The sequence below is a fragment of the Mesorhizobium sp. WSM4871 genome, from assembly GCF_055811295.1.
In genome coordinates, this window is sequence record NZ_JBVVPU010000004.1 from 98,137 (window position 1) to 117,861 (window position 19,725).

General features: G+C 62.2%; 18 protein-coding genes. 8 read left to right on the forward strand and 10 right to left on the reverse strand.

Translation table 11 applies throughout. The features are described from left to right. Positions 1–27: 27 nt before the first annotated feature. Complete coding sequence (locus tag AC0L2H_RS09725) at positions 28–1,095, reverse strand: pyridoxal phosphate-dependent aminotransferase (protein WP_473589997.1); 1,068 nt, start codon at positions 1,093–1,095, stop codon at positions 28–30. Positions 1,096–1,325: 230 nt separating this feature from the next. Here AC0L2H_RS09725 and AC0L2H_RS09730 point away from each other — a divergent pair, with 230 nt between their 5' ends. The 6 genes from AC0L2H_RS09730 (at position 1,326) to AC0L2H_RS09755 (ending at position 7,615) form a co-directional block, all read left to right on the forward strand. Further along, positions 1,326–1,583 carry a hypothetical protein gene (locus AC0L2H_RS09730; RefSeq protein ID WP_473589998.1) on the forward strand — a complete coding sequence of 86 codons (258 nt, stop codon included), beginning with the start codon at positions 1,326–1,328 and terminating at the stop codon, positions 1,581–1,583. Between the two features lie 115 nt (positions 1,584–1,698). Continuing rightward, positions 1,699–4,122 (forward strand): phosphoketolase family protein, encoded by a 2,424-nt coding sequence (locus tag AC0L2H_RS09735; RefSeq protein ID WP_473589999.1) that lies wholly within the window; start codon positions 1,699–1,701, stop codon positions 4,120–4,122. A 51-nt stretch (positions 4,123–4,173) separates the two neighbouring features. After that, the gene (locus AC0L2H_RS09740) at positions 4,174–5,367 is read left to right on the forward strand and encodes an acetate/propionate family kinase (protein WP_473590000.1); all 1,194 of its coding nucleotides are present in this window, start codon (positions 4,174–4,176) and stop codon (positions 5,365–5,367) included. 159 nt (positions 5,368–5,526) lie between these two features. Continuing rightward, positions 5,527–6,033 carry a hydrolase gene (locus tag AC0L2H_RS09745; protein ID WP_473590001.1) on the forward strand — a complete coding sequence of 169 codons (507 nt, stop codon included), beginning with the start codon at positions 5,527–5,529 and terminating at the stop codon, positions 6,031–6,033. A 395-nt stretch (positions 6,034–6,428) separates the two neighbouring features. After that, entirely contained in the window at positions 6,429–7,241 is an 813-nt protein-coding gene (locus tag AC0L2H_RS09750; protein WP_473590002.1) for a universal stress protein, read from the forward strand. Beyond that, a complete protein-coding gene (locus AC0L2H_RS09755) occupies positions 7,172–7,615 on the forward strand; it encodes a cation-transporting P-type ATPase (protein WP_473590003.1) in 444 nt (147 codons plus the stop codon). Before AC0L2H_RS09750 ends, AC0L2H_RS09755 begins: the two co-directional genes overlap by 70 nt. Positions 7,616–7,686: 71 nt before the next feature. On the opposite strand, the gene AC0L2H_RS09760 is transcribed toward AC0L2H_RS09755, so the two are convergent. The 7 genes from AC0L2H_RS09760 to AC0L2H_RS09790 form a co-directional block, all read right to left on the reverse strand. Continuing rightward, positions 7,687–8,121 (reverse strand): GNAT family N-acetyltransferase, encoded by a 435-nt coding sequence (locus AC0L2H_RS09760; protein WP_473590004.1) that lies wholly within the window; start codon positions 8,119–8,121, stop codon positions 7,687–7,689. 133 nt (positions 8,122–8,254) lie between these two features. Next, positions 8,255–8,902 (reverse strand): helix-turn-helix domain-containing protein, encoded by a 648-nt coding sequence (locus AC0L2H_RS09765; RefSeq protein WP_107652362.1) that lies wholly within the window; start codon positions 8,900–8,902, stop codon positions 8,255–8,257. A 327-nt stretch (positions 8,903–9,229) separates the two neighbouring features. Continuing rightward, positions 9,230–9,616 (reverse strand): hypothetical protein, encoded by a 387-nt coding sequence (locus tag AC0L2H_RS09770; protein WP_473590005.1) that lies wholly within the window; start codon positions 9,614–9,616, stop codon positions 9,230–9,232. A 78-nt stretch (positions 9,617–9,694) separates the two neighbouring features. After that, on the reverse strand, positions 9,695–10,948 hold the full coding sequence (locus AC0L2H_RS09775; RefSeq protein WP_473590006.1) for an MgtC/SapB family protein: 1,254 nt from the start codon (positions 10,946–10,948) through the stop codon (positions 9,695–9,697). A 13-nt stretch (positions 10,949–10,961) separates the two neighbouring features. Continuing rightward, the gene (gene trxC / locus AC0L2H_RS09780) at positions 10,962–11,411 is read right to left on the reverse strand and encodes a thioredoxin TrxC (protein WP_473590007.1); all 450 of its coding nucleotides are present in this window, start codon (positions 11,409–11,411) and stop codon (positions 10,962–10,964) included. A 29-nt stretch (positions 11,412–11,440) separates the two neighbouring features. Further along, complete coding sequence (locus AC0L2H_RS09785; RefSeq protein ID WP_473590008.1) at positions 11,441–13,294, reverse strand: heavy metal translocating P-type ATPase; 1,854 nt, start codon at positions 13,292–13,294, stop codon at positions 11,441–11,443. Positions 13,295–13,442: 148 nt separating this feature from the next. Continuing rightward, entirely contained in the window at positions 13,443–13,829 is a 387-nt protein-coding gene (locus tag AC0L2H_RS09790; protein WP_473590009.1) for a DUF302 domain-containing protein, read from the reverse strand. A 163-nt stretch (positions 13,830–13,992) separates the two neighbouring features. Between AC0L2H_RS09790 and AC0L2H_RS09795 the strand changes: the two genes are divergently transcribed. Further along, positions 13,993–16,674 carry a bifunctional acetate--CoA ligase family protein/GNAT family N-acetyltransferase gene (locus tag AC0L2H_RS09795; protein ID WP_473590010.1) on the forward strand — a complete coding sequence of 894 codons (2,682 nt, stop codon included), beginning with the start codon at positions 13,993–13,995 and terminating at the stop codon, positions 16,672–16,674. A gap of 23 nt (positions 16,675–16,697) precedes the next feature. On the opposite strand, the gene AC0L2H_RS09800 is transcribed toward AC0L2H_RS09795, so the two are convergent. Together AC0L2H_RS09800 and AC0L2H_RS09805 are read right to left on the reverse strand one after the other, a co-directional pair. Further along, entirely contained in the window at positions 16,698–18,251 is a 1,554-nt protein-coding gene (locus AC0L2H_RS09800) for a bifunctional aminoglycoside phosphotransferase/ATP-binding protein (RefSeq protein WP_473590011.1), read from the reverse strand. Positions 18,252–18,296: 45 nt separating this feature from the next. Next, the gene (locus tag AC0L2H_RS09805; RefSeq protein ID WP_097571439.1) at positions 18,297–18,695 is read right to left on the reverse strand and encodes a c-type cytochrome; all 399 of its coding nucleotides are present in this window, start codon (positions 18,693–18,695) and stop codon (positions 18,297–18,299) included. 178 nt (positions 18,696–18,873) lie between these two features. Here AC0L2H_RS09805 and AC0L2H_RS09810 point away from each other — a divergent pair, with 178 nt between their 5' ends. Further along, positions 18,874–19,710: a universal stress protein gene (locus AC0L2H_RS09810; RefSeq protein ID WP_473590012.1), complete on the forward strand. Its 837-nt coding sequence runs from the start codon at positions 18,874–18,876 to the stop codon at positions 19,708–19,710. Positions 19,711–19,725: the final 15 nt, after the last annotated feature.

Genomic DNA, 19,725 nt, shown 5'->3' on the forward strand with positions numbered 1-19,725 from the left:
CAGTCGCAAAACATGCGGTCGCCAAAACTATCCGCCATGCATGTCGATCAGTATGCGCAGTGCCCGATCCATTATCTCTTGCGGACCGACCGTCGCGCGCAAACATTCCGTAAGGCCGTAGCCGGCGAGGCCGCGCACAATGATATCGGCGTCGCGCAAGGCCTTCTCTGCGGCCTCCGCGGCGGCTTCGTCGGAGAAGCGGATCAGCACGAAGTTCGTCCGGCTTTCCGGTACATCATATCCGTTAGCCCTCAGGTCCTGCGCGAACCGGTCGCGAATCCGCGCCGTGCTGTCCACAGTTTCGCGCATATAGGCCTGGTCCTCCACGGCCGCGACGGCCATTGCGAGGCTTGTCATCGCGACCTGGTTCGAGTTCTGCATCTTGCGCACTTCGGCCGCGACCGAAGGCGGAAACAACCCCCAGCCAACGCGCGCGCCGGCCAGGCCATAGGCTTTTGAAAGCGTGCGCAGCACGACAGTATCGCCACGTGCGACAAGCGCAAAGACGGGCCGTGGATCCTGGTCGTCGAATTCGCCATAGGCCTGGTCGATCAGCAGAAGCACATCCTGCGGCAAGGCGGCGCGCAAGCGCAGCAGTTCGGCGTTGCGGATGCGGGTGCCGGTGGGATTGCCGGGATTGCAGACGAAGACGATCCGCGTTGCCGAATTGACTGCGGCGAGAATGCTGTCGACCGAAACGGCGAAATGCTGTTCCGCGGCCCTGGCATAGATAGCATCGGCGCGCGCCGTGGCGGAAGCCGCGAAATTATAGGCATAGGAAGTGCCCAGCACCTCGTCGCCTCTTCCCGCAAAGGCCGCGATGGTGCAACTGATGAGGTCCATCGAACCGGCGCCGCACAAGATCAGATTGGGTTCGACCCCATAGCCCCGCGCGATCGCCTCACGCAGCGCCGTCCAGTCCGGGTCAGGATAGAGACGGTTGCGGGCAAGCGTGCCCTGGCCGGCAGCGATCGCCCTGGGGCTGGGCGGAAAAGCGCTCTCGTTCTGGGCAAGTGTTGTCCGGTCGTAGCCGCCGAAATTCGCCAAGGCAAACGCGGACATGGCCTCGACATGAGCGACAGTTTTCAGAGGCATGGTTGGTTCATGGGAATTTTGCTGTCGGCCATCTTGTGAACTACCCTTGCCGGATCGGCTCATGGGGCAAGCTACAACCCGCCTGCGCGTTCACAAGCAAAAACTAGCTGCGCATTGGCTCCGAAATTCTGGCCCTCATTCGCCGGACGAAGTTCCAGAGGCGCGCGCGCTCATCCAGTGGAGGCGTGTTTGCGGTGGATCAAAGCCGGCCTCGTCCCTTGTGAATACAAATGTCGCGAACGATGGCCATTTGGGCTGCAGCACTAAAGGCGAAACCAGATGAAGCTCATGGCAGTCCTTTGTCTGGCGACCTATCCAGAGGTGAACTCCCAGGCAGCGGCCGTAAACGCGTTGCCGTCGCCAAGCAACTCGGCTCAACACTTCATGCATTGCCGTCAATGTCGATATTCCAGATTTTCAATGCGCTGTCGAGCTATCTGCTCGACCTTCCCAATAAGATCCGGGCGGTCGAGGACAAAGACGCTTGATGCCAGCGACGCGATGAACTGAAAGCGCGCCAACGCGTTGGTGTCCATTCGCTGCAGGTCGACCAACACAGGCGCAAGTCGCGATCCGGCGACCGTCGCCAGCAAGGAGCCAAACATGACCGAGCATACGAAACCCCAAGCTTCCGGCGGTCTTCTGTCTGACCGCGAGCTGCACGATATCGATGCCTATTGGCGCGCCGCGAACTATCTGACGATCGGCCAGATCTACCTGCTCGACAATCCGCTGCTACGCGAACCGTTGCGGCTGGAACATGTCAAGCCGCGCCTGCTCGGCCACTGGGGAACATCGCCGGGGTTGAGTTTCATCTATGCCCACCTCAATCGCGTGATCAGGCTCAGGGACGCAAATGCGATCTACATCTGTGGTCCCGGCCATGGTGGCCCGGCAATGGTGGCGAACACCTATCTGGAGGGCGCCTACAGCGAGTTCAATCCGGACGTCACGATGGACGAGCAGGGGATGCGCAAGCTGTTCCGGCAGTTCTCCTTTCCAGGCGGCATCCCGAGCCATGCCGCGCCCGATGTGCCCGGCTCGATCCACGAAGGTGGTGAACTGGGCTATGCGCTTTCTCATGCCTACGGCGCGGCCTTCGACAATCCGGACCTTGTCGTCGCCTGCGTCGTCGGCGACGGGGAGGCCGAAACCGGGCCGCTGGCCACTGCATGGCATTCCAACAAGTTCCTCAACCCGGCGCGAGATGGCGCGGTGCTGCCGATCCTGCATCTGAACGGCTACAAGATCGCCAATCCGACTGTCCTTGCCCGTATCCCCGAAGACGAACTGCGAGCGCTGTTCATTGGCTACGGCTATGAGCCGCTGTTCGTCGAGGGGCACGATCCGGCGCTGATGCATGAGCGGATGGCGGTCGTGCTCGACGATGCGCTCGATCGCATCCGAGCGATCCAGCATGCCGCGCGCTCTGGTTCCACGGTGCCGACGGGGCGACCAAAATGGCCGATGATCGTGCTGCGCAGTCCCAAGGGCTGGACCGGCCCGAAAGAGGTCGACGGGCTGAAGACCGAAGGCTTCTGGCGCTCGCATCAGGTTCCGTTGTCGGGCCTTGCGGAAAACCCCGCGCATCTCAAATTGCTCGAGGACTGGCTGAAGAGCTACCGGCCGGACGAACTGTTCGACGCCGCCGGCGCTCCTGTCGCCTCGATCCGTGCTACCGCACCTGAAGGCACACGGCGCATGGGCGCCAACCCGCATGCCAATGGCGGCTTGCTGCGCCGCTCCCTTGATCTGCCAGCGCTGCAGGACCATGCGGTTGCGGTCGAACGACCGGGCGCGGTGAAGGCAGAGTCGACGCGGACGATGGGTAAGTTCCTGCGTGCCGTGATGGAGCTGAATGAGGCGGCGAAGAACTTCCGCATCGTCGGTCCGGACGAGACAGCCTCGAACCGGCTTCAGGACGTGTTCGAGGTCACCGAGCGCGCCTGGATGGAAACCATCCTGCCCGAGGACGTTCATCTCGGCCGCGACGGCAGGGTTATGGAAATCCTGTCCGAGCACACCTGCCAGGGCTGGCTCGAAGGTTATCTTTTGACCGGGCGGCACGGCCTGTTTTCCTGCTACGAGGCATTCATTCACATCGTCGATTCCATGTTCAACCAGCATGCGAAATGGCTCGATGCCTGCCGCGACATTCCATGGCGGCGGCCGGTCGCCTCGCTGAACTATCTGCTGTCGAGCCATGTCTGGCATCAGGAGCACAATGGCTTCAGCCATCAGGACCCCGGCTTCATCGATGTCGCCCTCAACAAGAAGGCCGACATCGTGCGCGTCTATCTGCCGCCGGATGCCAACACCTTGCTTTGCGTGACCGATCACGTGCTTCGGACATGGAACCGCATCAACGTCATCGTCGCCGGCAAGCCGCCGTCATGGCAATGGCTGTCTTTGGACAAAGCTGTCGTCCATTGCAGGACAGGCATCGGTATCTGGGACTGGGCGTCGACCGAGAATGGCGACGAGCCGGACGTCGTCATGGCTTGCGCTGGCGACGTTCCGACCCTCGAAACGCTGGCTGCCGTGCAGATCCTCAGGCACCACGTTCCTGAACTCAGGATCAGGGTGGTCAACGTCGTCGACCTGATGACCCTGCAGCCCAAGGAGCATCACCCGCACGGGCTGTCGGATCGCGATTTCGATGCGTTGTTCACCACCGACAAGCCGGTCATCTTCGCCTATCACGGCTATCCCTGGACCATCCATCGCCTGACCTACCGGCGCACCAATCACGACAACATCCATGTGCGCGGCTACAACGAGGAAGGCACGACGACGACGCCTTTCGACATGACGGTGCTGAATGGCCTCGATCGATACCATCTCGTCCAAAGCGTCCTCGACCGCCTGCCAAAGGTCAAAGGCGCCAATATCGGCCTGACGCAGGCAATGGAGGGCAAGTTGCTTGAGCATCGAGCCTATATTCGGGCTCATGGGCAAGATATGCCGGAGATCCTTGGCTGGAAATGGGAGCAGGCGCGGGATGCAACGCCAAAACCTGCTGAATGAGCCGATAAGCGGCCTTCGGCGCATCGCAATGGCACGGGATCGGATGGCTGCATGACGGATGCGATCCTTGTCCTGAACGGCGGGTCATCGAGCCTGAAATTCGCTGTCTTCGAGGCAAGCGCAGAGCTTCCCGCGCTGTTGCGCGGCAATGTCTCGTCGCTCGGACAGCAGCCGCACCTGCACGTCGCGGCTGCGGCCGGATCTCCTGAACTCGAATGGAACCTGGGCGACGGACCGATCGATATCGACGAGGCCTTCGCGACGGTCGCTTCGCTGCTCGGTGATCGCGATCTCCTCCGTGCCATCGACAGGGTCGGGCATAGGATCGTCCATGGCGGCCGCGACTTCACCGAAGCGACGCGGCTTGATGAGCACACGCTTGAAGCACTGCGCCTGCTCGAACCGCTGGCTCCGATCCACCAGAAGGTCAATCTCGATATAGTCTCGCTGGCTGCCGAGCTCCTGCCGCAGGCTGTTCAGGTCGGATGCTTCGACACCGCGTTTCATTCGGCCCGACCGGAACTTGCCAAGATCTATGGCCTTCCACGCGAGCTGACCGAAGCGGGCGTTGTTTCCTATGGCTTTCACGGCCTGTCCTACAGCCATATCGCTTCGAAGCTGCGGGACCGCTACGGTGCGGGTGCCGGCGGCCGGGCGATCGTCGCTCATCTCGGCAGCGGTGCCAGCCTGTGCGCCATGGATGGCGGACGCAGTGTCGCCACGACGATGGGGTTTTCGACGCTGGACGGACTTGTCATGAGCACGCGTTGCGGCGCGCTCGACCCGGGGGTCATCCTCCATCTGCTGCAGGACCGGAAGCTGCCGGCCGACGAGCTGGTCACGCTTCTGTACGAGAAATCCGGCTTGCTCGGCGTGTCCGGAATATCCGGTGACATGCGCACGCTGACCGGCTCGCACGATCCTGCCGCCGCCGAGGCCATCGATCTCTTCGTCTATCGCATCGGGCGCGAGATCGGGTCGCTGGCCGCTGCCCTCGGAGGGTTGGATCGGTTGGTCTTCACGGCCGGCATCGGCGAAAACGCGCCGTCGATCCGGGAAAAGGTCGGGGCCTTTGCCGGCTGGCTCGGCGTAGCCATAGACAAGGACCGCAACCAGCGCGGCGACGAAATCATCAGCCTTGCCGGTTCCAGGGTCGAGGTCCTGGTGGTTCCCACGGATGAGGAGAGGGCCGTGGCCGCCGAACTGCACCGGGACGATCGCGCGCCATCTGAGCGCGCAAGCTGATGTCAGTTCTTGTCGGACGGGAAACATAGGAGAGCACGCGCCAGGTCGAATCCCTTGTTGATGCGCATCAATTACCATCCGGGCCATGTTGACGAGGATCAATGACGGCGGCCGCGGTTGCCTGTTGGGTGGTGTCTGTCCAAGCCAAGGGGAACGACCGTGCTGACGAATGAAACGCCCCGGTACGACGACAGCGTGAATACGACCGGCTGCTGCCCCAGGTTCAATCCCGAGGGTTGGGACGGACAGGAACTGCACTTCAAGGGCAAGCGGTTCGTCAAAGCGAAGACCCACAGCGTCATGCATATTCCGATGAACATGGGCAGCGTGTTCGCGCGCGTGAACAAGCACATCGAAGACGCCGGGGCTTCCGACCCCGATCGGTTCATCGTACTCAGCAGGGACGTCTCGCCGTGGAGCAGCGAGCATCTGTTCGCGGTCTCAAAACCTGTCCGTGACGAAGAGATGACCACGCTGAGTGGCGACTACCTGACCAAAGTGTTCGAGGGCCCGTATAGCCAGGCAAAGCAGTGGCACGAGGACATGCAACAGATAGCGCATGATCGAAAATCACAGACACGCGACGTGTATTTCTTCTACACGACATGCCCGAAATGCGCCAAAGCCTATGGGAAGAACTATGTTGTTGGCATTGCGGCCATTTGAGGCGCGCCCTGAAGACGCTATCCGAGCTGCATTCGCCAGAGTCTGCCAATCAGCCATTGCACGCCGTCGAGACTTTTGGCGGTCGGTTGGCAAAATGCCTGTGCCTATATCTCGACCAAGCACGCCCTCGTCGGGCTGACGAAGGCGGCTGCCATGGAACCGGAAGGCAGTTCCTCCAGCGGATGGGGATGGGTCTTTCTTGCTCACATGCAGTCCTTGGATCTGGGAACCGGCAATCCGAATGACCGGCGCTCATTCCTCCGCGCGCAAAGCAAGTTGAAGGAGAGGCTGCAATGTGCCGTCTGCGAAGGTGACGCGTTTGACCCGCGTCAAGGTGCGATGCACCGGAGCATGCAATTCATGGCCGATATCACCGTTGCCAGTGCGAGGTTTGCATGTCCTACAAATCGATCATCGTCAATCTTGCCGTGGACGCAGATCCGGCGCCAATCGTGAAGCTTGCAGTGGAGCTTGCCGGGCGCTTCGGCGCTCACCTCATTGGCCTGGCGGCAGCCGACGTTCCGCCACTGGTCGCGACCGGCGACGGCATGGTCTACGAAGGTGAGATCATGCAGATCCAGCGCACTGAAATCGAAAAGCGGCTTGCGGAACTGCGCGACGAATTCGAAAGGCTGGTCCCCGACTCGATCAGCAGCGAGTGGGGCCAGGAGGTCTGCAGTCCGACGCGGTTTCTAAGCGTTTCCGCCCGCGCGGCTGACCTCATCGTCACCGGCGGTGAAGAGGGAGAGAATGTCTTTCGTGCCGTCGACATCGGCAGCCTGGCGCTCGGTACGGGCCGCCCGGTCTTCGTCGCCGCAAGCAACGTCGAACATATCTTGGCAAAGACCGTCCTGGTTGCCTGGAAGGACACCAGGGAGGCTCGCCGGGCGGTGGCAGATGCATTGCCGTTCTTGGCGAAAGCCACGGAGGTCGTCGTCGCCACGATGGACACCGACCACGACGGAAGCATTCACAACAGCCTCGCCGACGTCGCGGTCTATCTCGAGCACCACGGCATCAAGGCGCGAACCGAAATGCTTGCCGGCGAGGCGGACGGAGACCGGCTGGTCGCGTTCGCGCGCTCGATCCACGCCGATCTGATCGTCTCCGGTGCGTATGGCCACAGTCGCCTGAGGGAGTGGGCGTTCGGCGGCTTCACCCGCGCGCTCATCCAGGAGAGCGGCATTCATCGCCTCATGTCGTATTGACGGCCTGTCATGCCCAGCGAAGTCGATCAATCCCGATACCGGTCTGTCGATCGGCGTCACGGCTCACAAGGTTCGGCAAGAACACCCTGATGTCGAAGTCTGGCGCATCGGCCCTGGTCGTCTTTGCCCGGCAATTCCGCAGCCCACTCGTCCTCATTCTCATTTTCGCGGCCATCGTGTCGGCTTTCGTCGGCGAAGGTAAGGAGGCTGCGATCATCGGCGCGATCGTGCTGGCAAGCTGCGTTCTCGGCTATCTGACGACTGAGTTCATGCTGGTGATCGTTATCATCGTGTTTTTCGCCGATCTCCTGTTTCATCGCCCCTTATCGAATCGCTGCTCTTTCCACTGGCGCTGGCGGTTGGCCTCAGGCTGAGGATGTTGAGACTGCCTCCGCGATTCTGTCACCGGAATCCGGGATTTGCCTGTGCCACTTGACTGCCGTGGTCAGAGCTGTTTTCCGAGCCGCCGGCGAACCAAAACAAGTGTCGCATCGTCGGGGTAGGCCGTGACGGTGAACCCCATGTCGCGTTCGAGCTCGATGGCCGAACGGTTTTCGCGGTTCTCGATCGACTCGATGGTCTCAAGTCCCATCCCTTCGGCATAATTTGCGATATGGGCGAGAAGTTCCCAGCCGACGCCCAGATGCTTGCGATCCGCGCGAATGCAGATCGCGACCTCGCCTACGCGGTCGGCCGGATCGCATGCCAGGGTCGCCACCGCGATCAGCATTCCGTCGGCCGAGAACGCAAGAAAATTATGGATATGGGCGTCATCGGAACGCGTCATCGCCACCAGCCGCTCATGGGAAACCTCCTTCACCCCGCCAAGAAAGCGAAAGCGCAGGTCCTCCGGCGTCACGTGGGTGAAGAACTCGGCCACGGCCGGCTCATCTTCAGGGCGTGCGCGACGCACTTCGAAACGAAACCCGGTATGCGTGGTAAGTGTGTTGTTCATCGTCGACTGGTCCCTGACTTGTGGCCGTTCTGAAGCGTCGCTGCCTTCGGAGGCGTGCTTATTCGCCCATGTCCTGCAATACGTCCTGCTTGAGGATTTCGATGCTGCGCAGGTTAAGCAGGCGAATGACGCCGTTGTCCTTCAAGCGGGTGAAGACCCGCGACACGGTCTCGATGGTGAGGCCGAGATAGTCTCCGATGTCCATACGCGACATCGGCAGTTCGACCTGCCGCAACCCACCCTGCCGCTCGACCATATCGACCAGGAACGCAGCAACACGTTCGATGGCATTCTGGCGGCCGAGAACAAGGAGATGCTCCTGGGCTCTGGTCAATCCCTTGAGCGCCAAGGGCAGGAGTTGACGGGACATGTCCGCACCGGCGGTCAATCGGAAAACACGAACACCAGTCGCGTTGATTGCCTCGGCGAAAAAATGGTGGGTGGTGTCGGCTTCGAAGCCGAATGTCTCTCCGGCCAGGTGGAAGGCACTTATCTGCCTGCGGCCGTCGGCGAGCAGACGGTAGATGCGAACGGCGCCGAACTCAATCTGATAGAAGGCGCCGGCCTTCTCGCCCTGGGCGTAGATTTCGGTCCCGGCGGAAAAGAAGCTGACAGGCTGCAACGGCACGCTGTCGAGAGCTGCCGACAGGCTCGACGGCTGGAGGTGAGACGGCAGTGCAATCTTGGAGGTGGTGTGAGCGTACATGGCTGCGTTCCCGTTGATCCGTGGCTGTAGAAGTCGCGCAATTCCGAGGGCAGCGAAATTCGGTTATGTCCCTAAGGGAAACCACCTAGTCGTGCGTATCGCCGTTGTTCGAACAGGCGGGAAAGCTGGGCACGGAAAGTGCCGGTCGCGAAGCAATGTCCTGGGCAAACGCCCAGCGTTGTCCGGATAGGCAAAGGCAGTTCCCGGCCGCATGACCTGCTCCAGAAATGCCTTGAGCAGGGCCGGCATGGTGGGCGGGTCGGGATGGCCGATCACAATAAGGATGCGCCGCGACATGGCTTTCCCCTGGATGCTGCCTGTCAGCCGCTAAGGCCGTTCGACCCGCGCCACCTGGTAGGTGTGCATGGCTCCATTGCGCGCGATCGAGACATATTCTCCTGTCACGAAGCGCTCGTCGCCAAGATGGAAGCCGATTTCGTCATCGCGGTCGCCTTCGGCATAGTCGAAATACCATTGTCCGCCGGGTTTGCGCCTGAGTCTTCCGATCAGATCCTCCTCACCGGTGCGAAAACGGCGGACGCGGCAGGAAGCCCTGTGCGACTTCCATTCCTCCGCATCGATCCGGCCTTCGCCGGTCAATGGAGCCAGCACGTCATAGCCCTCTTCGCGATCACCTTCGGGATGGCCCTTCTCGCGAGCGAGCAGCAGCCGGACATTGCGGAAATTTGGGGTGAGGTCCTTCAAACTGGTCATTGCGATCTCCTTTGAAGGTGTTCCATAGGGCGGCGGCCGGACCTTGCCCTTGATCCGCATCAAAGAAGGCTCGAGCTTCTATCCAGGACCGAGCAATAAGAGGGCGCAGATGCCCATGGTGACGGCGAGCAAGGTTGCGCCGGCCAGCGGCAGCCAGAACCTGACCGGCCCGGCAAATACTGCGAGCGACAGGCGACCGATCGCGTTTGCTGCCAGCGCCGCGAGCACGGCCTGCCCCACGGTCTCGATGGACACGGAATGCTTGACCAGGCGCAGCGCGCCAAGCACCGAGACATCGACATCGAATGCGCCGGCCAGCGCCGAACTCGCCAGCAGACCACGACCACCGAATTGGCCGGCCAGCCCGGCACTCGCGGTCGCGACGACCGCGAAGAGCAAGGCGAAGAGCAGCAGCGGGCCCAGTTCGAATGGATTGCGTGCGATAGCGCTGCCTTCACCGTTCGCCCCGTCGCGAGTCATCAGCAATGCGCCGCAGACAGCGAAGGCGAGCGCCGCCGCAATCGCCGGTATGGCGATCGAAACGAACACGCTTGTCTCTATGATCAAAACCACCGCGCAGACGCGGAACACCGAAACCATTGCAGCCAGGGATGCTGCCCCGGCGAGCGCCTGCGGATTGCCCGCCGAGGCGGCGTTGCGGGCAAGCGCCAAGGTCACGGCGGTGGAAGAGACGAGCGCACCGGCGAGCGAACTGACGAGCAGACCACGCGTATTTCCCAGAATGCGAACAGCCACATAGCCGGCGAAGGAAATCGAGGCCATCAGCACGGTCAGGAACCAGACCTCCCAGGGATTGAAACCGCCCCACGGGTCCATCGTGCGGTTTGGCAACAAGGGCAAGACGATCGCCGTCATCACCGCCAGGATCAGCGCCGAACGCAGCTCGACCCAGGTCAGTCGCTTCAAAAGCCCGTGCAGCACCTCTCTGCTGGCCAGAATTGTCGCCAAGGCCGCCCCACCAGCCGCCGCCGCCCGATAATCGCCGGCGACGGCAAGCGCGCCAAGCGCGAAAACGGCAAGGCCCGCGATCACGCTCGTGACACTGAAATCCTCGTCATGCTCCGCCTCGCGCGCCTTGTACCAGGCGAAGATCGCAGAAAAGGCGACGAGCCCCCCGACCAGCACTGATACCGCGCCGAGCGCGTCGGCCAATGCCGCCAGAATACCGCCGAGCAGGCCGGATATGCCGAACGTGCGAATGCCAGCTGTCCGGCTGCGATCCGGGGCGTCACGCTCGCGCCAGCCGCGCTCCAATCCGACGAGGAGACCGATTGCCAGGGCCAATCCAAGCCGAGCGATGAGCGTATCCATGGTTCGCGCGACCTCAGGCGGCGACAGTTGGCAGACGGTCGCGCACCCATCTGACGATCTGCCCCGCCGTCATTGCGCCGGAGGTGCGCGCAATTTCACGCCCGCCATGGAAGAGGATCATCGTTGGGATGCCGCGAATGCCAAAGCTTGCCGAAACGGCCTGTTCCTTATCGGAGTTGAGCTTGATCAGGCGGACATATGGTTCCAGTTCGTTGGCCGCGGCCTCGTACGCCGGCGCCATCATCTTGCAGGGGCCGCACCAGGGCGCCCAGATGTCGACCACAACGGGAAGGCTGCTTCGCGCGATCTGACGATCGAAAATCTCAGCGTTGACGTCTTGCGGGTGTCCCGAAAACAGTTTGATACCGCATCGCCCGCATTTTGCCTCCAAGGCATTGCGGGCCTGCGGCAGACGGTTGACGCCGCCGCATTCGCTGCAAACCACCAGATTCTGCTGTGCCATGGCCATTCACCGATTTTCTGTCGTCTCTACTATGCGCGCCCGAGACGTCCGTCGCCAAGAGCACGCAGCGCGTTCAGGATGACCGCTACGTCGATCCCCTCCTGCAGCAACGCGCCCGCCACCGGCGTGATCTGCCCCATGGCTGCGGCAACCATCGCCAAGGCCGAGAGCGCGAGCCCGGCGATGATGCTCTGCAGGGCAATCGCGCGGGTGCGTTGGGCAATCCGCACCGCGTCGGCGACCGGCTGCAACCTGTCGGCCAGTATGATGACGTCGGCCGCCTCCGAAGAGGCCGTTGCACCGCGTGCACCCATGGCAACACCGACCGTCGCGGCAGCGAGGGCAGGGGCATCGTTGATACCGTCGCCGACCATCAGTGTGGGGGCCTGCGCTTTCTCGGCCCCGACCGCCGCGACCTTTTCGGCGGGGGTGGCATTGGCGACGATCGCATCAAGGTCGAGCAAGCGGGAAATGCGGTTCGCAGCCACGCTGTCGTCGCCTGTAAGCATGACGACGCGCTTGATGCCTGCCTGCCGAAGTTCGTCCAACGTATCGCGTGCGTCCGCTTGCAGGGCATCCCCGAATGTAAAAACGCCGGCAAGGCGCTTGCCGAGCGCGACAAAGACCCTCAGCACCGGCTCGTCCCGGTAGCGGTCTTCGCCGCTTCTCGCCCAGGCCGGCAGCGGTTTGTGGGCGAGCACGAGATGCCGCGAGCCCGCCGCGATCGACACGTTCTCGACTTGCCCCTTCAGGCCGGCCCCACGATACTCGCGAACGTCGCACGGATGCGAGAGCAGAAGGTGCCTGGCGCGCGCCGCTCGGGCGATCGAGTCGGCGAGCACATGGTGCGAGGCCTGTTCCAACGATGCCAATAGTCGCAGAAGCTCGTCCGGGTCGCGGCCGGGCGCCACGTCGATTTCGATCAGCCCGGCGCCGCCGACGGTCAAGGTGCCGGTCTTGTCGAAGATTGCGGTCCGAGCCTGCGCAAGGGCCTCCAATGCCGCAGAGCCTTTCATCAGGATGCCGCCATGCGCGGCGCGTGACACGCCGCCAATGAAAGCAACGGGGGCGGCGAGGATGAGCGGGCAAGGTGTTGCAACCACCAGGACGGCGAGCGCTCTGATCGGATCGCCGGAGACGTACCAGGCGATGCCGGAAACCAGCAAAGTGACAGGGAGCAGGAACAGGGCGAAACGGTCGGCCATCCGGATAAAGGGGGCTTTCGCCGTCTGCGCCGCCGCAACCATGCGGACGATCGCCGCGTAGGTGCTTTGTTCGGACAGGGCTGAAGCCCGCATGCTGAAAGCCTCGCCCGCATTGACGGTGCCGCTGCGCAGCAGGTCGCCGGCGCTGCGCCGTTCCGGTAAAGGTTCGCCAGTCACCGCGGACTCGTCGAGCGAGGCCGAAGCGTCGAGCAGGATCCCGTCGACAGGCAGCAACTCACCGGCGCGCACGAGCAGGTGGTCGCCGATTTTGACGTCCTCGACAGGGATGGTTTCTGTTCCTTGTGTCGACTTCCGGTGCGCAACGCGCGGGGACCGGTCGGTCAAAGCCCTGAGGCTGCGTTCCGCGCGCCCACGGGCGAAATCCTCAAGCACCGTGCCGCCGGCATACATGATCGCCACCACTATTGCGGCCAGCGATTGGCCAAGCAGCAGTGCCGCGGACATCGATACCAGTGCGATGGCGTCGACGCCGAAGCGGCCGATCCAGAAATCGCGCAATATCGAAATGGCGAGAGCCACCACCACGGGCAAGGTTGCTGCCGTCCAGATCGTGCCGGCCTCGAGCGACCCGAACCCTGTTCGCCAAACTCCACCGCCGATGGCGAGGCCCAAGACAGCAATGACAAGCAATGCGCGTCGCAGGGTGGACTCGTTCATGCGATGTCCCTCAACCTTGATGGTCCGTGTGGCGCTAGAGCCGGATGATTTCAGGTCAAGTCTACCTGAAATCTGAATCCGGCTCTAAATCAAAGAGATAGAGCATGATGTCGTCCGAAAACCGCTTCACACTTTTCGGCATCATGCCCTAGAGTTCGCGGACCACCTCATCAAGCAGGCGCCGCACATCGTTCGCGACCTGCGCAAGCTCGCGATTGTCGATGGCGCCCATGGAGGCAACTGGATCCACTGCCGCCACTTCCACGTTTCCAGGCTCGACCTCGGTGAGGATGACGTTGCAGGGCAGCATGGTTCCGACCTTGTCGTCTGCCTGTAACGCGCGCCAAGCGAAATGCGGATTGCAAGCACCCAGGATGACGTAGGGCTTGAACTCTGCGCCAAGCTTGGTCTTCATCACCTGCTGAACATCAATCGAGGTCAGAACGCCAAAACCCTTGCTTGCGAGCTTGTTGGTCACGTGGCTGACTGCCGCTGCAAACGGCATGGCGACGGTCTTACTGAAATAGTAACTCATCCAACTCTCCAATCCTTTATCGCAGCAGCTCGTCACCATTTCGCGAAGCGGCCGCCTCAGACCTGGCGCAACAGCTAATCGCGATAACCGGAGAACGCTTTGATCCAACGCAACGAACGGGCAAGATGGACTGGCGATTATCGCCATGAATCGGAGACACAGGGTGACGATCCGGAATCTCGAACATGCTTTCGCCCCGAAGTCGGTTGCCGTGTTCGGGGCATCGGTGCGCGACGGCTCCGTCGGCCGTATCGTCTTCGACAACATCGTCAATGGCGGCTTCGAGGGCGAGATCTGGCCGGTCAATCCGAAATACCCTGAAGTCGCGGGTCGGCGCTGCTGTGCGAAGGCGGCGGATCTGCCGGGTATTCCCGACCTGGGCGTGATCGTAACGCCACCAGAGACGGTTCCCGGCATCGTACGCGATCTTGCTGAAAAAGGCACGCGGGCGGCGGTCGTCATCACCGCCGGGCTGACGCGCGAAAACGGCCTGCGTCAGGCTATGCTCGACGCTGCCAGGCCTACCCTTTTCCGCATCATCGGACCGAACACGCTCGGGCTGATGATCCCGCCAGTGAAGCTCAATGCCGGGTTCGCGCATATGGCAGCCAAGCCAGGCAATATTGCCTTGCTGTCGCAATCCGGCGCCATAGCGACAACGCTGGTCGACTGGGCGGCGGAGAACAATATCGGCTTCTCGCAGATCGTCTCTCTCGGCGACATGGCCGACGTCGATGTCGGAGACTGTTTCGATATGCTGGCGGGAGATGCCCGCACAAGCGCCATCGTGATGTATCTCGAAACCATTCCCAATCCGCGCAAGTTCATCTCGGCTGCCCGTGCCGCGGCGCGCATCAAGCCGGTGATCGCGATCAAGTCGGGCCGGCATGAACAATCGGCGAAAGCCGCCGCGACCCATACCGGCGCGCTGTCGGGCGCCGATCGCGTGGTCGATGCGGCATTGCGGCGCGCCGGCATCCTGCGCGTCAAGGATCTCGCTGAGCTCTTCGATGCCGCTGAAACGACGGCTCGCTTCGCTCCACTCGAACGAGCCCGCGTCGGTATCGTCACCAATGGCGGCGGGGCGGGCGTGCTGGCCGTCGATCAACTCATCGACTGCAAGGGTGAACTGGCCGAGTTTTCACCGGAGACAATAACGCGCCTGAATTCCGTGCTGCCGCCCACCTGGTCGCGCGCCAATCCGGTCGACATCATCGGCGATGCTCCGCCGGCGCGTTACAGAGCTGCCGTTGAGGCCGTCGCTGCCGATCCGGGAACCGACGTCCTGCTGGTGATGAATTGCCCGACGGGGCTCGGCTCACCGCTTGCCGCGGCAAGCGCGGTGGTCGAACTCGCCAGCGAGGGGAAGATAGGCAGGAAACCGGTCCTGACCTGCTGGCTCGGAGAACACACGGCGCGCGCCGGACGACGGATTCTCCAGGAGGCCGGCATTGCCAGTTTCGAGACGCCCGCCGATGCCGCAAGCGCAGTCTCCTACCTCAGCGAATGGTCGCGAGCCCAGCGTGCGCTGATGCGCACGCCCTCGAGCAGTAGCGAGGATACCATCAGCGACCGCGAAGCCGTACTTGCCATCTTCAAACAGGTTGCGAAGGGAGGCCGGCGAATGCTGACCGAGCCCGAAGCCAAGGCGGCGATTTCCGCCTATGGCATTCCGGTGCCCGAGACGATCGTCGCAAAATCTCCCGCCGAAGCGGAGAAGGCAGCAGGCGTACTCCTCAAGACGTCCGAGCACGTCGTCGTCAAACTGCTATCCAAGGCGATCTCGCACAAGTCGGACATTGGCGGGGTGGTACTCAACATTGCCACCGCCGGGGCCGCTGGGGAGGCTGCAAGCTCAATCGAGGCGCGGGTGCGCAAACATGCACCGGAAGCCGACATCGAAGGCTATGCCGTTCAGCCGATGGTGGTGCGAAAACAGGCACAGGAAATCATCCTCGGCATGAGCAGGGATCCGATCTTCGGTCCCGTGGTGCTGTTCGGCGCCGGCGGCGTGGCGGTCGAAGTGATGGACGATACGGCGATCGCGTTGCCGCCGCTCGACGACGTTCTTGCCGGCGACTTGATCGACCAAACGCGGATCGGCCGCCTGCTTGCCGGGTTCCGCGACCACAAACCGGCCGATCGCGGCGCAATCACTGCTGCGCTCAAAGGGCTTTCGCAGATGGTCGTCGACTTTCCCTGCCTCGTCTCCATGGACATCAACCCGCTGCTTGCCGACGCCGCCGGCGTGATCGCGCTCGATGCCCGCATCGAGATCGAGCCGGAACGCGTGGACGAGCCGGGGCCGAACCCGGCGCTTGCCATCAGGCCTTACCCCTCGGGCTGGACCAGGAACTTTGCTGCGGGCGGCGCACACTATCAAATACGGCCGATCAAGCCGGCCGACATCGCGCTCTACCCGGAATTCCTCGCCAGGATTTCTCCGGACGATCTGCGCCTGCGCTTTCTGTCGCCGCGCAAAAGCTTTTCCGACCAGATGCTGAAGCGACTCACCCAGCTCGACTACGACCGCAACATGGCTTTCGTGGCGCTGGAGACCAGCACCGGCGCGCTGGCTGGGGTCGGCCGGCTTTCCTGCGATCCGGACCGGGCCGTTGCTGAATACGCGTTGCTCGTACGCACGGAACTGCAGGGCCAGGGTCTCGGCTGGGAATTGCTCAGGCAGATCGTAGACTATGCAAAGGCCGATGGGATCGGCCGGATCGAAGGCATCGTGCTCGGCGAGAACACGAAAATGCTGACCATGTGCCGCGAGTTCGGCTTCTCGCTAGCGCATCATCCGAGCGAACCCGGCCTTGTCGAGGCGAGGCTCGACCTCCGTTGAGGTCGATCATCCTGCCGCACCTGTCAGGAGGCTGAGCGCAAGGTTTCGGAAGTGTCGCTTTCGGAAAAGCTCCTCAACTCTGCAACGATTTCGGCGGGCTTGCGACCGGCGTCGATCTTGCGCCAGCCAGACTGGGTGGCATTTCGCTGCAACTGCCGGGACAGGATATCGATCGTGGCGTCGGATGGGCCACCCTTGCGCTCGCTGACCCGTTGCCAAAGAACAAGCGGATCCGCCTCCAGCCAGAATCCAAGGAATGCGATGCCCCTGTCACTTGCCGCCTTTTCGATCCGGTTTCGATCGTCCGGCTTGTCGAACACGGCATCGGCAATCACTGACCCGCCCTCGGAAAGGATCAGACCGGCCTGCCACGCCATTTGACGATAGACGCGTTCCGACACTTCCGGTCGATAGGCCTTGTTCGGCAGTCTCGTTTCTGCCGGCACCCCATGCATCGCTTTGCGGACACGGTCGCTTTCGACGATGCGCGCACCAGGCGGCGCGCCGACATGGGCGGCGAGCGCCTCCGCGACCGTCGTCTTGCCGGAACCACTCAGGCCCCCGATGGCAATGAGCCGCGGCGAGGTCTCCTGGAGAAATGTTCGGGCAAGCTCGAAATAGGATCTGGCCTCGGCAATCAACTTGTCGGAATTGGCGCTGCTTTCTTCGACCTGTGTCGCGGTGACATGCGCCCGCACCGCAGCCCGAACCGCCATGAAGAACGGCAGCAGGACAAAGCCGTCCTCGTCGTCGGCTTCGTCGAGATAGCGGTTCATCACGAGATTGGCGAGGTCCGGGAAACCGCGATGCCAGAGGTCCATCAACAGGAAGGCAAGATCGTAGAGCACGTCGACAGTCGCGATCTGGTCATTGAATTCGATGCAATCGAACAGGCGAGGCTCGCCATCGAACAGGCAGATGTTGCGCAGGTGCAAGTCACCATGGCATCGGCGAATCTTGCCGGCGGCCTCGCGACGGTCGAGCAATCCGGAGTGCCGGGCGAGGGCGGTGCGGAAGGCTTCGGCGAAGGTCTTGATCTCCGCTATCCCGAAAACATGGCTGGTGGCAAAGCCGGCCTCGTTGATGTCGAGGACACCGGCCAGGTTGGAGGCTCCACCGCCATTGTGGATCTCAGGGACGCCGCGATGGTAGCGCACAATCATGCGCGCAACCTCTGTCATCAGCGCCGGCGTCAGTTCGCCAGCGATTGCCATCCGATCAAGGAGCTTCGATTGGTCGAAGCGAACCATTTCGATCGCCGCATCGACCAGGTCTCCCGATCCATCGAGTGCCAGCTTGCCCGCGGCCTCTCCCGTAATGCGCCGCACACCCAGATAAAGACCGGGCGCGGTCTTGGAGTTGAGTTCCACCTCTTTCTCGCAGGCGGCCAGCCTCAATGCCGGCGTCGAGAAGTCGACATAAGGCAGCTTGACCGCCCGCTTCATCTTGAAGGCGCGTTGGGCGGCCAGGAAGATCCGCGAAATATGGGTCTCGATCGCCTCGACCGGCCCGGTCTCGCCATATGTGGCGGGATCGAGCAGCAGCGCGGTCGCGGTTTCCTGGGTTTCAACGATCATCGCATGGCTCCTCTGCGCCGTGTGGAAGCGTCCCGAACGGCGCTGCTATCGCTGCAGTGTCTGGACGTAACCAGCAAGGTTGTGGATCCGTTCCCTGGTGACGATTTCTCCGGCGTTTGGGCCGTATTTCTTGGCGTCATCGGGCAGGAATTGCCGGCCCCAGACAGGCATATCGCGTTCGCCATGCTCCGGCACCATCATGCGGCCGTCGATCAGTGCATAGACGCGCCAATACGGAAATTCGCCGCCATTCTTTCTGGAGAGGCGCGTCAGGTCGGCCGGGCGCTTCACCAGCTCGTCGCCCAAGGGGCCGTCACCCTTGCCGTCAGGGCCGTGGCAGACTGCGCAAGAATTCAGATATTCCGCTTCGCCATAGCTCATTTCCTGCGCCATTGGCGCATTGAAAGCCGAGGTTGCGAGAACTGCCGCGATCAGAAGTCTCACTTGTGTTCTCCACCGATTGATTGCCTGAAGCCTATTCCCGTCGCATCGCCGGCGCCTTGATGCGGATCAAGTGCCCGCGCGGCAACGCTGGTTGATTCAGCGCAATGAATGCCCGCGCCGCCCTCGCTAATGATCGAAGCCACGATAGAACCTTCACTCGAAATCAGGAGTTGCCGCCGTGACTTTCAAGACACTGCTTACAGTTACCGGGCCGAACCAAGGCGAGAGCGATCTGAAGCTCGCCGCCTCGCTCTGCGAACAGGTCGACGCCCATCTGTCGGTGCTGGTTCTCGAACTGGCCTCACCGCCCTCGGGCGGTGAGTATGCGGCTATCGTCTCACCAGCCTGGCTGGAGGAACGTCAGGCCGAGCTGAAAAGGCTCAAGAAACGAATTTCGGAGGTCGCCGACTTTCTTTCCAGGAGCGCCGTATCGTCTGATCTGAGCGACGATTATCCCGACGTGGCATGGGCGGACGAAGTCGTCGGAAGACGCGCCCGCTACGCCGATCTGACCATTCTCGGGCCGGATCTGCTTGCGAGCGATACGCTGAAGGGCAAGGTCATCCAAGGAGCGCTGTTTTCATCCGGAAAGCCGTTGCTGCTGGTTCCTGACGGCGCACAGCCGACGCTGAAGCCGAAGCGCATCCTCGTTGCATGGGACGCCCGCATCGAGTCGTCGCGCGCCGTTCGCGAATCGCTCGACATGCTGAAAGGCGCCGAAGAGGTGCGCCTCATCATGGTCGATCCCATCGAGGACGAATTCCACCATGGTGCGGAACCCGGAGCGGACGCCGCGACCTATCTCGCCCGTCATGGCGTGAAAATCACGGTCGAGCGGCTGCCGAGCTCAAACCACTCAGTCGCCGAAGTGCTTCGCCAACACGCTATTGATGTTGCCGCGGACCTGCTGGTGATGGGCGCCTACGGTCATTCCCGGTTGCGCGAGCGCATTTTCGGCGGTGTTACCAAGTCAATGCTCGAGAATTCATCGCTGCCGGTTCTGATGGCGCGGTAGCATCTCAAGCCAAAG